General features: G+C 65.2%; 14 protein-coding genes. 11 read left to right on the top strand and 3 right to left on the bottom strand.

Annotated features, from left to right (window positions below; genetic code table 11):
• The 3 genes from VD811_12095 to VD811_12105 form a co-directional block, all read left to right on the top strand.
• A partial coding sequence (locus VD811_12095; protein ID HXV21717.1) for a putative maltokinase occupies positions 1–2457 on the top strand: 2457 nt, incomplete at its 5' end.
• 772 nt (positions 2458–3229) lie between these two features.
• Positions 3230–3529: a nucleotidyltransferase family protein gene (locus VD811_12100; GenBank protein ID HXV21718.1), complete on the top strand. Its 300-nt coding sequence runs from the start codon at positions 3230–3232 to the stop codon at positions 3527–3529.
• Complete coding sequence (locus tag VD811_12105; GenBank protein HXV21719.1) at positions 3513–3860, top strand: DUF86 domain-containing protein; 348 nt, start codon at positions 3513–3515, stop codon at positions 3858–3860. Before VD811_12100 ends, VD811_12105 begins: the two co-directional genes overlap by 17 nt.
• A gap of 65 nt (positions 3861–3925) precedes the next feature.
• On the opposite strand, the gene VD811_12110 is transcribed toward VD811_12105, so the two are convergent.
• Genes VD811_12110 through VD811_12120 form a run of 3 tightly spaced genes read right to left on the bottom strand, consistent with a single transcriptional unit; the run spans position 3926 to position 6400 of the window.
• A complete protein-coding gene (locus VD811_12110) occupies positions 3926–4963 on the bottom strand; it encodes a succinylglutamate desuccinylase/aspartoacylase family protein (protein ID HXV21720.1) in 1038 nt (345 codons plus the stop codon).
• A gap of 4 nt (positions 4964–4967) precedes the next feature.
• Complete coding sequence (gene rimK / locus VD811_12115; protein ID HXV21721.1) at positions 4968–5873, bottom strand: 30S ribosomal protein S6--L-glutamate ligase; 906 nt, start codon at positions 5871–5873, stop codon at positions 4968–4970.
• Positions 5873–6400: a RimK/LysX family protein gene (locus tag VD811_12120; protein ID HXV21722.1), complete on the bottom strand. Its 528-nt coding sequence runs from the start codon at positions 6398–6400 to the stop codon at positions 5873–5875. The genes rimK and VD811_12120 overlap by 1 nt, the downstream gene beginning before the upstream one ends.
• A gap of 213 nt (positions 6401–6613) precedes the next feature.
• Here VD811_12120 and VD811_12125 point away from each other — a divergent pair, with 213 nt between their 5' ends.
• The 8 genes from VD811_12125 to VD811_12160 all read left to right on the top strand — a co-directional run bounded on the left by VD811_12125 (position 6614) and on the right by VD811_12160 (position 14735).
• Positions 6614–6832, top strand: a complete 219-nt coding sequence (locus tag VD811_12125; protein HXV21723.1) for a 4-oxalocrotonate tautomerase family protein — start codon at positions 6614–6616, stop codon at positions 6830–6832.
• 117 nt (positions 6833–6949) lie between these two features.
• A complete protein-coding gene (locus tag VD811_12130) occupies positions 6950–8209 on the top strand; it encodes a tetratricopeptide repeat protein (GenBank protein ID HXV21724.1) in 1260 nt (419 codons plus the stop codon).
• A gap of 2 nt (positions 8210–8211) precedes the next feature.
• Positions 8212–10644 (top strand): heavy metal translocating P-type ATPase, encoded by a 2433-nt coding sequence (locus VD811_12135; protein ID HXV21725.1) that lies wholly within the window; start codon positions 8212–8214, stop codon positions 10642–10644.
• Between the two features lie 66 nt (positions 10645–10710).
• Positions 10711–11202 carry a TIGR00725 family protein gene (locus tag VD811_12140; protein ID HXV21726.1) on the top strand — a complete coding sequence of 164 codons (492 nt, stop codon included), beginning with the start codon at positions 10711–10713 and terminating at the stop codon, positions 11200–11202.
• Positions 11192–12229 (top strand): DHH family phosphoesterase, encoded by a 1038-nt coding sequence (locus VD811_12145; protein HXV21727.1) that lies wholly within the window; start codon positions 11192–11194, stop codon positions 12227–12229. Before VD811_12140 ends, VD811_12145 begins: the two co-directional genes overlap by 11 nt.
• 109 nt (positions 12230–12338) lie before the next feature.
• Positions 12339–13412, top strand: coding sequence for an N-acetylmuramoyl-L-alanine amidase (locus tag VD811_12150; protein HXV21728.1), 1074 nt, complete (start codon positions 12339–12341; stop codon positions 13410–13412).
• Entirely contained in the window at positions 13409–14143 is a 735-nt protein-coding gene (gene rph / locus VD811_12155; protein ID HXV21729.1) for a ribonuclease PH, read from the top strand. Before VD811_12150 ends, rph begins: the two co-directional genes overlap by 4 nt.
• Before the next feature lies 1 nt (position 14144).
• Entirely contained in the window at positions 14145–14735 is a 591-nt protein-coding gene (locus tag VD811_12160) for an XTP/dITP diphosphatase (GenBank protein HXV21730.1), read from the top strand.
• Positions 14736–14907: the final 172 nt, after the last annotated feature.

A 14907-nucleotide genomic window follows, 5' to 3' on the forward strand; every position in this document is an offset into this window, starting at 1 on the left:
CCCATCATCGACATCCTCGAGCAGACCCCGCCGATACCCGAGGGCTGCCAGTGGGGGCTCTTCCTGCGCAACCACGACGAGCTGACCCTGGAGATGGTCACCGACGAGGAGCGCGATTACATGTACCGCGTCTATGCCCGGGACCCCCGCGCCCGGATCAACCTCGGCATCCGGCGCCGGCTGGCGCCGCTCATGGGGAACGACCGTCGGAAGATCGAGCTGATGAACGTCCTCCTCTTTACCCTCCCCGGGACGCCGATCCTCTATTACGGCGACGAGATCGGCATGGGCGACAACTACTACCTGGGGGACCGCGACGGGGTGCGCACCCCGATGCAGTGGAGCCCGGACCGCAACGCCGGTTTTTCCATGAGCAACCCGCAGCGCCTCTTCCTGCCGGTCATCATCGATCCCGAATACCATTTTGAAGCCGTCAGCGTCGAGACCCAGGCCCGCAACCCGGCCTCACTGCTGTGGTGGATGCGCCGGATGATCGCCCTGCGCCGGCAGTTCAAGGCCTTCGGCCGGGGGAGCATCGAATTTCTGACCCAGGACAACCCCAAGGTTCTGGTCTTCGTCCGCCGCTGTGAGGAAGAGACCATCCTGGTCCTGATCAACCTCTCCCGCTTCTCCCAGGCGGTGGAAATCAATCACCCCCGTTTCGCCGGTTTTGTCCCGGAAGATATGTTCAGCCGCAACCGGTTTCCCGTCCTCAGGGAGTCGCCGTACGTGATCCTCCTGGGCGGGCATGACTACCACCTTCTGCTGATGCGAAGGGAAGCGGCGGCAGTCACCCGGAAAGAAGAAGTTCTGGTCCCTGAAATCTCGGTCGAACACCGGTGGGAAGACGTCCTGGAGGGGAAGCCGCTGGAGCGCCTGGAGCAGGCGATCCTGCCGGACTATCTGAAGAAGCGCCGCTGGTTCGGGGGAAAGGGGCGCACCATCAACAGGCTCTCGGTCACGGACAGCCTGCCGGTGGCGGACGGTGAGGCGACGGTCTTTCTGGTCTTTATCGAGGTCGCCTACGCCGAGGGGGGGGCGGAAATCGTCCTGCTTCCCATGCACTTCGCCGTCCAGGAGAGTGCCCGACACCTGCTGGAGGAGTCACCCCAGTCCATCATCGCCCGCCTGCGCGTGGGCACGAAGGAAGGCCTGCTCTATGACGGGGTGCATAGTTGGGGATTGCGAGAGGCCCTGTTCGAGACAATTGCCCGCGGCAAGACGATCAGAATGAAGGGAGGTGAGCTGGTCGGTCGACGGAACCGGGCATTCAGAAATTTCCTGGCCGGGGCCGGAATGCCGGAGGCCTCGCAGATCCTGAAGGCGGAACAGACCAACACGGCGATCGTCTACGACCACAGCTTCTTTTTGAAGCTCTACCGTCGCCTGGAGGAAGGGGTAAACCCGGAGGCGGAAATGGGGAGGTTTCTCACCGAAGATATCCGCTTCGCCGGGGTCGCCCCGCTGATCGGCACCCTGGAGTATCGCCGGACCGTCGCCGAGCCGGTGGATATCGCCCTGCTCCAGGGATACATTCCGAGCCATGGGGATGCCTGGACGTTCACTCTGGACGAGGTCACCCGCTACTTCGACCGCGTTCTGTCCAGGACGGGGGCGCTCCGGGAGCCGCCGCCCCTGCCGCTCTCGCTCTTCGATCTCGATTTTGCCGCCGCCCCTCCGCTCATGCAGGAGCTGATCGGCGGCTTCTTCCTGGAGATGGTCGCCCTGCTCGGCAGAAGGAGCGGCGAGCTCCACCTGGCCCTCGCCTCCCGGCCGCAGGACCCGGCCTTCAGCCCGGAGCCCTTCTCCCTGCTCTACCAGCGCTCCGTCTACCAGTCGATGCGGAGCCTGGCGCGGCAGGTGCTCGTCCGCCTGGAGCGGAATCTGCAGCGACTCGCTCCGGAAGCCAGACCCGAGGCGCAGTGGCTGCTGGCCTCGGAGCAGGAGGTGCTGCAGCGGCTGCGCCGGTTCCTCGACCGGAAGTTTGCCGCCATGAAGATCCGCATCCACGGCGATTACCATCTCGGTCAGGTACTTTACACCGGCAAGGATTTCATCATCATCGATTTCGAGGGGGAACCGGCCCGGGCGATGAGCGAACGGCGGATCAAGCGCTCCCCCCTGCGGGACGTGGCGGGGATGATCCGTTCCTTCCATTATGCCGCCCATGCCGTTCTCCTCCAGCACGGGCAGCTGCGCAGCGAAGACGTCCCGGCTCTCGGCGAGTGGGCGGAAGCCTGGTATCGGCATGTCAGCGGGGTATTCCTCCATGCGTACCTGGGGACGGTCGCCAGCGCCTCCTTTGTCCCTGCGGAGCGGCACGACCTGGAAATCATGCTCGAGGCTTTTCTGCTGGACAAGGCGGTTTACGAGCTGGGTTACGAGCTCGACAACCGCCCCGACTGGGTCGGAGTCCCGCTGCGGGGCATCAGAGAACTGGTGGAGGGGCAGAGGTGAATGCTTCCTTCAAGATCGATTTCCGGCTGGTGCGGAAATGAAAAATGGCGCTGGCGCCGCCGGGGGCGGCAATGTTGCGGTGGGGGACGCCCGGGATCTTGACGTGCAGGCCAGTGACGGACGCTTCAGTTGTCTGGCGTTATGAGTTTGATGACCAGAACCCCGTTCACCCGTCACCTCGGGTCAGCCGCATGATCTCCTCGGTGCTCATCCGCGCCGTGGCGCTCCCGCGGACTCGAGCGAATCTCGGCAGATTCAATTTGCAAGTGCACCACCCAGGGCATCCCGCATGACTTCATAGGGTGTCCGGCAGCCTAAACACTTCCGGGGACGGTGGTTAAGACGCTTGACCGCCCGGTTTAATTCATCTTCTGGGACTTGGCTGAAATCGGAGTAGGCGGAGGGGACGTTCCTGATATTTGAAGATTCGTGATTTCCCCCAAGGTCTTTTCCTGATCTCTATCAGTAGTCAGAAGCGCCTCGGGAAGATTCAACTCTCCACTTCCCCCTCTTACCCCCTACTCCTCCCGCACCCGATACGCCCCCCGATGCGCCTCGGTATCGGCCCGGTGGGCGGCAAGGTCGGCGGCGACGCCGTCGACCTTTACCTCTGTGGTCGTATTTGACATTTAAACAGTATGGAGTGCCGCCCAGTTCCGTCCATGAACCACCCGATGGGGGCGGATAACTGGTCCTCTCCTGAAAACCCGGTTGCCGAGACCGACGAATTCGGTTATTTTCAACATAACTCCAAATCCGGAGAGAATCTGACGTGAAATCGGACGAGATTTTCCAGACTATCATTGGCCACCAGGACGAATTGTCCCGCCTCGGCGTGAGCCGCATCGGTCTGTTCGGTTCAGCCGTGCGCGGCGAGGCGAGACCGGAGAGTGATCTTGATTTTCTGGTGGAGTTTCGGCCGGGTGAAAAAAGCTACGACCACTTCTTTGAGCTGGCTGAGCTACTGGAGCGCCTGTTCGGCCGCAAGGTCGACCTGCTGACGGTTGACTCGGTCAGCCCCATCCTGCGTAAGCGGATTCTCCAAGAGGCCCGGTTTGAAACCATCCACTAGCTATCTCGAACACATCCTGATCGAAACTGAATACCTGCTGAAAACCTCCCGGTCTCTCAGCCAAGGTGAATTCCTTGCCGATGAAACACTGCAGCGGGCCTTCGTCCGAAGTCTGGAAATTATCGGTGAGGCCGTAAAAAATCTTCCCGATGACCTTAAGGCCCGCTACCCCGACCTGGACTGGCGCCGGATGGCTGGAACGCGGGATCGCCTGATTCATGGCTATTTCAGTGTCGACTTCGAACTGGTCTGGGACATTGTTCAGACCAAGATCCCACCTCTGCATGCCGGCATCCGCCGTATTCTTGGGAAAGAGCATCTCCCCTCTTGAACCTCAGTCGATCGAGTTAAATCCTCTACCCCCCCTGGCCAAAGGGGAATCCTTCGAAGCTCACCTCAGATGATGCGGTCCTCGCCGAGCTCCTCCAGGTCGAGGCCGGACTCGAGGGCTTCGAGGATGGCGTCGATCCCCGCCGAGCGGTCCACCACGGCCAGATGAAAGAGGGCATCGCCGCTGTGGACCAGCGGCAGGTTGAGGCGGCCGATGACGATGCCCGGCAGGGGCGCGCGGACCTTGACCTCCTGCTCCCCGAAGGGGTCGGCAACGGTCGCCAGGACTTCGCCTTTTTTGACGCGGGCGCCGAGAACGACGCCGGAGACGAGAATGCCGCTTTTGGGCGCCCGCACCCAGACGGTCGACCGGGCGACGAGGGGCTCGGTCGTTTTTTCTTTTGTCCGCGTTCGCCGGGACAGCATGCCGATTTCCCGCATCACGTTGACGATCCCCCGCAGGCCTGCCGTTATCGCCCCTTCCCGGAAGCGGAGCGCCTCCCCCCCCTCGTAGACCAGGGTGGGGATCCCCTTTTCGGCGCCGGCCATCCGCAGGGAGCCGTCGCGCAGTCGGGCATCGATGATCACCGGCGCGCCGAAGGCCCGGGCGAGCCGTTCGGTCTCCGGCTCATCGAGGCCGGCCCGGATCTGGGGGAGGTTGATGCGGTGGTTGGCGCCCGAGTGCAGGTCGATGCCGTGGGTGCACTTGTCGACGATCTCGTCCATGAAGAGCCGGGCCAGCCGCGCGGTGAGGGAGCCTTTGACGGAGCCGGGGAAGGCACGGTTGAGGTCGCGGCGGTCGGGCAGGTAGCGGGTGCGGCTGACGAAGCCGAAGACGTTGACGATGGGGATGGCGAGCAGGGTGCCGTGCAGATGCGCCAGCAGCTTGAGCTGCAGCAGCCGGCGGATGATCTCGACGCCGTTGATCTCGTCGCCGTGCAGGGCGGCGCAGACGAAGAGCCGTGGCCCCGGCTTTTTGCCGTGGATGACGTGCACCGGCATCGTCATCTCGGTGTGAGTGTAGAGATGGGCGGTCGGCAGGTCGACGGTGAGCCGCTCGCCCGGCTGGATCGTCACCTCGCCGATCCGGATCGCTTCCGCCATCGGCTTATCCTTCCCCGCGCGCCCGGTCGGTGGCGGGACGGGCGTGTTTCTCGATGTAGGTGATGATCATGCCGGCGAGATCCTTGCCGGTGGCCTTCTCGATCCCCTCCAGGCCCGGCGAGGAGTTGACCTCCAGCACCAGCGGCCCATGGTGCGAACGCAGCATGTCGACGCCGGCGACGCTGAGACCCATGGTCCGGGCCGCCCGGACCGCGGTCGTGCGTTCTTCCGGCGTGATCCTGGCCGGGACCGCCGTGCCACCGCGGTGGATGTTGGAACGGAATTCCCCTTCCTTGCCCTGGCGCAGCATCGCCGCCGCCACCCGGTTGCCGATGACGAAGCAGCGCAGGTCGCTGGCGCCGGCCTCACGGACGAATTCCTGTACCAGGATCTGGGCCTTCAGGCTGCGAAACGCCTCGATGACGCTGCCGGCGACGTTTTCCGTCTCCGTCAGGACGACGCCGATCCCCTGGGTACCCTCGAGCACCTTGATGACCACCGGCACGCCGCCGACCAGGTGGATGAGATCGTGGGTGTACCGGGTCAGGTAGGCAAAACCGGTGACCGGCAGGCCGATGCCGCGGCGGGCCAGCAGCTGCAGGCAGCGCAGCTTGTCCCGGGAGCGGGTGATCGGTACGGAGCGGTTGAGGCAGTAGATCCCCATCGTTTCGAACTGGCGGACGACGGCGGTGCCGTAGAAGGTGGTCGAAGCGCCGATGCGCGGGATGATGGCGTCGAAGCCCTGCAGCACTTCCCCCCGGTAGTGGATGGTCGGATGGCCCGAGGCGATCAGCATGTAACAGCGCAACGGGTCGATCACCTCCATCTCGTGGCCGCGTGCCCGTCCGGCTTCCGTCAGACGCCGGGTCGAGTAGTATTCGGAGTTGCGCGAGAGGATGCCGATCTTCATCACTGCTGCCTCGCCCGGAGCGCTTTTCGATAGGAGCGGGCCAGCGCCCGCCCCGTCAGGTAAGAGGCGCCGGGGTCCACCTGCACCCGGCCGCGCAGCGCCGTTCGCCCCAGCAGCAGGCGAAAGAGCATGGGATCACGGTTGGTCAGGCTCATCTCGACCTCCCAGGTCGACTCGCCGATGGTGACCGGGGAGCGGATCACCGGCCGCCGTTCCCGGTGGCCGCCTGAGTCGCTGACGAAGCGCCGGTCGACGACCTCGGCCACGCAATAGATCTCGATGTCGGTCCGCCGCTGCAGCGGATGGATGCCGAAGCGGACCATCGGCCTGCCGTCCTGCTCGAAGTCCTCGACGAGGAAGGCGTGCAGGACGGAGGTGCGCGCCCCAGTGTCGACCTTGGCCTTGATGGCGGGAATGCCCAGACCCGAAAGGGCCACCCATTCCCGCCAGCCGATGCGGGGTTTGTCTCGCGGTTCCTTCGGCGCCGCGGGCTCACCCGCGGACAGGGATATCTCTGTCGGTTTCATTCACCATCGCCATCAGGTGAGGGGCATGAGCCTCGACGAGCTGGTCATGCCGTTTTTCGTCGCCTTGTGTAAATAATAGCGCAGATTCAGTTTTCCGCTCCAGCCGCCGTCGTCGCCGCGGTTGCTTCATGCATGGCATCGGCTAGACTTCATGATAGCGCCGGTCGCAACCGTCGCCCCATCGTCGAGCAGCAATGTAAAGGAGAAAACATCATGCCCTTTGTCAACGTGAAAATCACTACCGGCGCCACCCGGGAGCAGAAGGAGGCGCTGATCGAGGGGATCACCGAACTGCTGGTGCGGGTGCTCGAGAAGAACCCGGCCACGACGCATGTGGTGATCGAAGAGATTGCGCCCGAGGACTGGGGAATCCGCGGGCATTCGGTCGCCGAGCTGCGGGCTGCCGGCGCCCCGGGCGTGTCGAAGAAGTAGGGCGCATCGGGGGCGATGAAGGGGGTGCAACGGGGGGGCGTTTCTGCTATAGTGGTCCCCCTTACGCGCCCTGCCGAAGGCGGGAGGCGCGCCTGACCGACTGCAACCGGAGCCTGTATGGACGACGAATTCGAAGACTATCTGGACGAAGAGGAAGAGGACACGCTGGAACTGGCCCAGATGGCCATCGACCGGGGGGAGAACGAAGAAGCCCTCGAGTATGCCGAGGAATACCTCGAAACCCACCCTTTCGACGTTGAAGCGCTCAACATCTGTGCCGTCGCCGCCGCCAACCTCGGCGATGAGCCCAAGGCCGTCGCCCTCTACCAGAAAGCGCTGCGACTCGACCCGAAAAACGGCGCCCTGCACCATAATTACGGGGTTTTGCTCGAGCGGCAGGGAGCGTTCGAGGCGGCGCTGTCCCATTTTCGCCGCTCCCTCGAACTGCAGCCCGATTTTCCCGAGGCGTACATCAACATGGGCAACACCCTCGATGAACTGGGGCGCACCGAGGAAGCCCTGCAGATGTACGACCAGGCCCTGCGGCGGGTTCCCGACTCACCCGACGTCTATTACAACCGGGGATATGCCTTCAACCGCCTCGGCCGTTACCAGGAGGCCCTCGACAATTTCGACCAGGTCTTGGCCGGGACGCCGAACGATGCCGCCAGCCTCAACGGCAAGGGTTACGCCCTCTCGGGCCTCGGTCGGGAAGAGGAGGCGATCGAATGCTACAGCCGCGCCATCGCCCGCGATCCTTCGGTGGCTAATTACTTCTACAACCGCGGGCTCTCCCTCTACCGCCTGGGGCGCTTCGAGGCGGCCCTGAACGATTTCAGGACGGCGCTCGAACTCGATCCCGACTTCTTCGAGGTCTGGATCGAAATGGCCGGCCTGCTGGCCGAACTGGGGCGTTTTGATGAGGCCCTTGGCGATCTCGAACGGGCCGAAAGCCTCGACCCCGAGAGTCCGGAACCCCCTTTCTACCGCGGCGTCATCAGCGAGAAGAAGGGGAACCTCGAACAGGCGCTGGCCGAGTTCGAGGAGAGCCTGCGGCGCGACCCCGAGTCGATCTTCACCCTCAACAACAAGGGGAACGTCCTCATCGACCTCGACCGGCTGGAAGAGGCCCTGGCCTGTTTCGACGCCATCCTCCGACGCACCGACCGTTACCCGCTGGCCCATTACAACCGGGCCTGCGTCTTTGCCCGGCAGGGGAAGGTGCGCGAGGCGGTGCGCGAACTCTCCCTCGCCTCGACCCAGGATTCCAACTTTCTCGATGATGCCCGGCAGGATCCCGACTTCGACCGGATCCGGAAGACGGCCTCCTTTCTCCGGCTGGTCGGGAGCGGCAAAGGCCGGCTCAAGAGAGCCTGAAAATGACCGGGATCCGGACCGAAGCGAAGCAGGCGCAGCGCGTCACCCTCCGGCTCAGCGGGATGAGCTGCGCCAGGTGCGCCCAGACCATCGAAAAGGGGGTCGCCGGCCTGCCCGGGGTGGAGCGGGCGGCGGTCAACTTCGCCGCTGAAAAACTGACCGTCGAGTTCGACGCCGGCCGGCTTTCCACTGAAGCCATTGTCCGCAAGATCGAGGACCTCGGCTACGGGGCCAGGTCGCCGGGCGGACCGGCGGCGGAGGCGGGGAAGCTGACCTTCGCCATCCAGGGGATGCACTGCGCCTCCTGCGCGGGGACGATCGAGAAGAAGCTCTCGGCGCTCGCCGGGATGCGCTCGGTCAGGATCAATTTCGCCGAGGATACCGGCACCGTCGAGTTCGATCCGGAACTGCTCGGCCGCGACGAGATCTTCGAGGCGGTACGCGACGCCGGCTACACCCCGCTGGAGGAACGCGGCGCCGCCGAGGAGCGCAGCGAAGCCCGGCGGGAACTCTTCTGGGTCATTTTCGCCGCCGCGCTCTCTCTCCCGATCATGGCCTTCATGTGGTGGATGCCTTTCGGGGCCGCCACCCACACCATCGAGGCTTTACTCGCTACGGTCGTCCAGTTCACCGCCGGGCTCACCTTCTACCGGGGCGCCTGGAAATCGCTGAAAAACCGCTCGACCAACATGGATGTGCTGGTCGCGATGGGAATCACCGCCGCTTACGGTTACTCGCTGCTGGCGGCCTTCCACCTCTTCGGCGTCTCGGGCGAGGTTTTTTTCGAGACGAGCGCCATGCTGATCACCTTCATCCGTTTCGGCAAGTGGCTCGAGGCCCGGGCCAAGGGGAAGGCGAGCCAGGCGCTGCGCAAACTGCTGCAGCTGCAGGCGGACCGGGCCATCCTGCTGGAGGCGGGCGAGGAGCGGGAGGTGGCCGCCAGCCGGCTGCGGGTCGGCGACCGGGTGGTGGTGCGCCCCGGTGAAAAGATACCGGTCGACGGCGAGATCGAGAGCGGCGAATCGGCGATCGACGAATCGATGGTGACCGGCGAAGCGGTGCCGGTGGAAAAGGGGCCCGGCGACACCGTCACCGGCGCCACCCTGAACAGCACCGGCCGCCTGATCATACGCGCCACCGCCGTGGGCGAAGCGACGGTGCTGGCGCAGATCGTGCGCCTGGTCGAGGAGGCGCAGGGGGACAAGGCGCCGATCCAGCGCCTGGCCGACGCCGTCTCCAACTGGTTCGTGCCGGCGGTGGTGGCGATCGCCGTCGTCACCTTCCTCGCCTGGCGCCTGGCGGTCGGCGCGGAGTTCCTCTTCGCCTTCAAGATGGGGATTGCCGTCCTCGTCATCGCCTGCCCCTGCGCCCTGGGGCTGGCCACCCCCACCGCCATCCTGGTGGGGAGTTCGGTCGGGCTTGGCGCCGGCATCCTCTTCAAGCGCGCCTCGGTCCTCGAGAACATCTCCAGACTCGATATTCTGCTGCTCGACAAGACCGGCACCCTGACCAAAGGGGAGTTTTCGGTAACCGACCTCGTCCCCGCCGGGGGAGTCGACGAGCAGGAGCTTATGCGCCTCGCTGCCGCCGCCGAAAGCGCCAGCAGCCATCCCCTGGCCAGGGCGGTGGTGCGCCGGGCACGAGAAGAGGGTCTTGAGCTGCCAGCGGCCGAAGCGGTCGAGGAGGTCGGCGGGCATGGCCTGCTCTGCACCGTCGAGGGAAACCGGGTGCTGGCCGGCAGCCAGCGTCTGATGGAGCGGGAAAAGATTTCCATCGCGCCGGTTGCCGAGCAGGTGGATGATCTTGCCAGGGATGGAAAATCCTTCGTCTACGTGGCCCGGCAGGGACAGTTGATGGGGGTGGTGGCGCTCGCCGATACCCTCAAGGAAGGAGCCGCCGACACCATCGCCCGGCTGCGGGACCTGGGCCTGCGCACGGTGCTGATCACCGGCGACCGGCGCGAGGCGGCGCAGGCAGTGGCGGTGCAGGTCGGGGTCGATGCCGTCGAGGCCGAGGTGCTCCCCGGCGAAAAACAGCAGGTTGTGCGCCGCTACCAGGAGCAGGGGTACTTCGTCGGCATGGTGGGGGACGGCATCAACGATGCCCCGGCCCTGGCCCAGGCCGACATCGGCATCGCCATCGGCAGCGGTACCGATGTGGCCAAGGAGACCGGGGACATCATCCTGGTCAAGGGCGACATCCGTGACGTCGAACGGGGCATCCGTCTCGGCCGTCGGACGCTGGCCAAGATCAAGCAGAACCTCTTCTGGGCCTTCTTCTACAACGTCATCGGCATCCCGGTTGCCGCCGGCCTGCTCTACCCGGCCTTCGGGCTCGTTCTCAAGCCGGAGTTCGCCGGCCTGGCCATGGCCTTTTCCAGCGTCTCGGTGGTGACCAACAGCCTGCTGCTGAAGAGGTATGCGATGAAGTTGTAGGGGCGCTGCTTGCTGCGCCCAGAACGGGCAGGGCAAGCCCTGCCCCTACAAAACCGTGGGGATTGCATGCAACGCAAACCGGTCATCGGCGTCATCGGCGCCAGCGAGCCGACAGCGGCCGGCTACGCCACCGCCCGCGAGGTGGGGCGTCGTCTTGCCGGGGCCGGGGCGGTGCTGGTCTGCGGCGGTCTTGGCGGGGTGATGGAGGCGGCCGCTCGCGGCTGCGCCGAGGCCGGCGGACTGGTGCTGGGGATCCTGCCCGGACCGGAGGCGGCCGCAGCCAATCCCTGGGTAGGCATTGCGGTCCCCACCAACATGGGGCATGCGCGCAACGTCATTATCGCGCACACCGCCCAGGCCTTGATTGCGGTCGAAGGAGAATACGGTACCCTTTCGGAGATCGCCATCGGCTTGAAGCTCGGTCGCCCGGTCATCGCTCTGGGTACCCGGCATCCGGTAGCGGGAGTGGTTGCCGCCGCCTCGCCCGAAGCGGCAGTGCGCCTCGCCTTTTCAATGCTTGCCGCCGCGGTGGCAGATAGGGGATTGCATGCCGATTGATCTGGAGCGATCACGGGAGCGGGCCGGAAAGCTGGTCGAATGGGTGCGCGGCAAGGGTCGGATACTGATCGTTGCTCACGACAACCCCGACCCCGATTCCCTGGCGGCGGCCTTCGCCCTCCGGCACCTTTTTCTGGTCAAGACCGGACAGGAGGCGACCATCACCTTCGGCGGCGTCATCGGCCGCGGCGAGAACCAGCTCATGGTCCGGGAACTGGAGATCGATGCCGTGGCCATCGACACGCTCGATCTCAACGAGTTCGAGGTGGTCTGCCTGGTCGACACCCAGCCCGGCACCGGCAACAACTCCTACCCCTTGGACCTGCCGGTGCACGTGGTGATCGATCACCATCCGACGCGCAGCTCCTGCCAGGGCTGTCGCTGGGTCGATGTGCGCGAGGATTACGGCGCCTGTGCCACCATCCTCTTCGAATACCTGCTCTCCCAGGACGTCTACCTCAGTACCAAGCTCGCCACGATCCTGTTCTATGCCATCAAGTCCGAGACCCAGGACCTCGGTCGCGAGTGGCACCGGGCCGACCGGGAAGCCTATCTCCATCTCGTCCCGCTGGTCAACAACCGGATCCTGTTCAAGATCACCCATCCCGAGTCGCCCCGCGAATATTTCGGCTCCTACAATCGGGCGATCAAGAACGCGCGGATCTACGAGAACGTACTGGTCTTCAATCTCTATGAGATCGACCACCCCGATATCGTCGCCGAAATGGCCGATTTTCTGCTGCGCGTGGAAGGGATCGAAACCGTTCTCGGCATGGGCCATTACCGGGAGACGGAAATCCTTTCGCTGCGGACCCTGAGCCAATCGGTAGTGGCCGGCGACGTCATGCAGCAGGTGGTTGACGGCCTGGGCACGGCCGGCGGCCACGGCATGACCGCCGGCGGCCAGGTTCGCCCGCTGCAGGCCGGAGGGGCGGTGCAGCGCGAACTGGAGACGAGCCTCACCCGCCGGCTGCTCGAAACGCTCGGCATGAAGCCGATTCGCGGCAGAAAACTCATTCCCTCCTGAGCTTTTTCACACTGCCGGCCACACCGCGCCGTGGCGGCCGGACCCGCCTTCCGTTGACAGACGACTTGCAACCGGGGTATAAGGGAGCGTTTTTAATTCCGAGGTGCCCATGCTCCGTTCGCTGATGCTCCTGCTCGTTCTTCTCGGTCTGGCCGCTACGGCCCAGGCCCGCGTCGAAGTCTTTCTTCCCGGTAACCCGTCGGTAACCATCGATGAGGTCTACCTGCGCGACGGTGTCGCCTACCTGGCCATCGACGACATTATCGCCCCGCTCGGCCTGAGCGGCCAGTGGGATTCGGTCGAGCACACCTACAGCATCAAATCCGCATCCCGTTCGGGCCTGATCTCTCCCGGCAGCCATTACCTGCGCCTGGGGGAGCGTTTCCTGCCCCTCTCGCACCCGCCCCGGTTCATCGACGGCCGTCTGCGGGTCGCCGAAGACTTCATCACGAAGCAGCTCCCCGTGCTGCTCGGCGAGCCGGTCTATTACCGTAATCTCGATCCGCCGGAGAAACCGGCCGCCGAAGAACTCACCACAATCGACCGTCTCTTTGCCTTTCTGCTGCGCAAGGAGCAGCCGCTCGGCGAGCCGGCGCTGCGCGGGATCGCCATTGACCCGGGGCACGGCGGCGAGGATGCCGGCGCCATCGGCCCCGGCGGCAGCAAGGAGAAGGCGGTCACCCTGGAGGTCGCCAGGCGCCTGGAAAAACAGCTGAAGATGCGGCTGGGGATTCCCATCTATCTCAGCCGCGACGGTGACTATTCACTCACGCCGGTGCAGCGGCTGGAGCCGGTCGCTCGCCCCGACACCGACGTGCTGATCCAGTTGCATGCCCAGTCCTCTTTCGGTCCGGCTGCACACGGCGTCACCCTGATTGTGCGGCCCCAGGAGGAAACAGTCCAGGGTGCGCTGCCGCGCGGCGAAGGGGAGAGCATTCGCCTCGCCCGTTCCCTTGCCGCCGCCCTGCGCGACAGTGGTGTCGAGGTGGCGGGAATCATCCAGGCGCCGCTCCTGCCCCTCGGGCGGGGGAACCTGCCGACCGTCCTGGTCGAGCTGGGATACCTGACCAACACCGAAGACCGGGCGCTGCTGCGTGATCCGGCCGGGCAGGAAAAGTTGGCCGGGGCGCTTTTCGCCGGTCTGAAGAATTATAGCGATGGCCAACAGGAGGTTGACAGGTGAGCGATACAGCAGAGGTGCGCCGGGATGGCCGCCAGCAGGCCGAACTGCGTCCGGTGACTTTCCAGCGTGGCTTCACCCGTTATGCCGAGGGGTCGGTACTGGTCTGTTTCGGTGAAACCCGCGTGCTCTGCAACGCCACCGTGGAGGAGGGGGTACCTTCCTTCCTCCGCGGGGAGGGGCGGGGATGGGTGACCGCCGAGTACTCCATGCTTCCCCGGGCCACCCATAGCCGATCGCCGCGGGAATCGACGCGGGGCAAGGTGGGGGGGCGGACGCACGAGATCCAGCGCCTGATCGGCCGTTCCCTGCGGGCAGTGATCGATATGCAGGCGCTGGGCGAGCGGACCATCCTGATCGACTGCGACGTGCTGCAGGCCGACGGCGGCACCCGCACCGCCGCCATAACCGGCGCCTTCGTGGCGCTGGCCGACGCCGTCGCCGGTTTAAGGCGCAAGGGACTGGTGGCCGGCAACCCCCTCAAGGAGAGCGTGGCGGCGGTGAGCGTCGGCATCGTCGAAGGGAAGCCGGTCCTCGATCTCAACTACGACGAGGATTTCCGCGCCGCGGTCGATATGAACTTCGTCATCACCGAATCGGGGCGTTTCGTCGAGGTGCAGGGTACCGCCGAGGAGGAGCCTTTTACCGCCGCCGAACTCGACGCCCTGCGAAACCTGGCCCTGGCCGGCTGCCGCGAACTGGCGTCGCTGCAGAAACGGGCGCTGGAGGGCTGACATGGAACTGGTCATCGCCACCCGCAACCAGGGGAAGCTGCGCGAGATCCGCCGGCTGCTCGAAGCGACGGAGGTCCGCGTCCTCGGCCTCGACGTCTTCCCTGACCTGCCCGAAGTCGAGGAGGACGGGGAGACCTTCGCCGACAATGCCCGCAAGAAGGCGGTGACGGTGGCACGGCTGACCGGCCGTCTGACCCTGGCCGACGATTCGGGGCTGGAGGTGGCACATCTCGGCGGCGCTCCCGGCGTGCTCTCGGCCCGCTACGCCGGCGCCGATGCTGATGATGCGGCCAACAACCGCAAGCTGCTGGCGGCACTCGCCGGCGTCCCCCGGACCGGGCGGCGCGGTGCCTTCGTCTGCGCCATGGCCCTGTGCGGTCCGGACGGCAATTGCCGCTTCTTCTCCGGCCGGCTCGAGGGGATTCTTGCCGAGGAACCCCGCGGCGACGGCGGTTTCGGCTACGACCCCCTGTTTCTCGTCCCCGAATACGGCAAGACGCTGGCCGAGCTGCCGCTGGAAATCAAGAACCGCATCAGCCACCGTGGCCAGGCGCTGCGCCAGGCCCTCGTATATCTCAGGCAGCACGCCTGAGGGCAAACCCGCCCTGTTTTCTCCCGTTTTCAGTCATTCTCCCTATTGCGCCTTTCACCCCGACCGCTAGACTGTTATCGAGCGCGGCCGCACCGGTCGTGCTCGCTTCTCTTCCGGCCCTGACCGCGAAACGGTACGTCATGACAGAGTCGAGCCAAGGAACTCCGGTCGC

The sequence above is a fragment of the Desulfuromonadales bacterium genome (assembly GCA_035620395.1).
In the GTDB taxonomy this organism is placed as follows: Bacteria; Desulfobacterota; Desulfuromonadia; order Desulfuromonadales; family DASPGW01; genus DASPGW01.

Excerpts from the sequence above, each read along its gene's own strand:
- rimK (HXV21721.1), bottom strand. The coding sequence starts at position 5,873 with ATGAAGATCGGCATCCTCTCGCGCAACTCCGAATACTACTCGACCCGG.
- VD811_12140 (HXV21726.1), top strand. The coding sequence starts at position 10,711 with ATGCAACGCAAACCGGTCATCGGCGTCATCGGCGCCAGCGAGCCGACA.
- VD811_12130 (HXV21724.1), top strand. The coding sequence starts at position 6,950 with ATGGACGACGAATTCGAAGACTATCTGGACGAAGAGGAAGAGGACACG.
- VD811_12135 (HXV21725.1), top strand. The coding sequence starts at position 8,212 with ATGACCGGGATCCGGACCGAAGCGAAGCAGGCGCAGCGCGTCACCCTC.
- VD811_12120 (HXV21722.1), bottom strand. The coding sequence starts at position 6,400 with ATGAAACCGACAGAGATATCCCTGTCCGCGGGTGAGCCCGCGGCGCCG.
- VD811_12125 (HXV21723.1), top strand. The coding sequence starts at position 6,614 with ATGCCCTTTGTCAACGTGAAAATCACTACCGGCGCCACCCGGGAGCAG.
- VD811_12145 (HXV21727.1), top strand. The coding sequence starts at position 11,192 with ATGCCGATTGATCTGGAGCGATCACGGGAGCGGGCCGGAAAGCTGGTC.
- VD811_12110 (HXV21720.1), bottom strand. The coding sequence starts at position 4,963 with ATGGCGGAAGCGATCCGGATCGGCGAGGTGACGATCCAGCCGGGCGAG.
- VD811_12150 (HXV21728.1), top strand. The coding sequence starts at position 12,339 with ATGCTCCGTTCGCTGATGCTCCTGCTCGTTCTTCTCGGTCTGGCCGCT.
- VD811_12160 (HXV21730.1), top strand. The coding sequence starts at position 14,145 with ATGGAACTGGTCATCGCCACCCGCAACCAGGGGAAGCTGCGCGAGATC.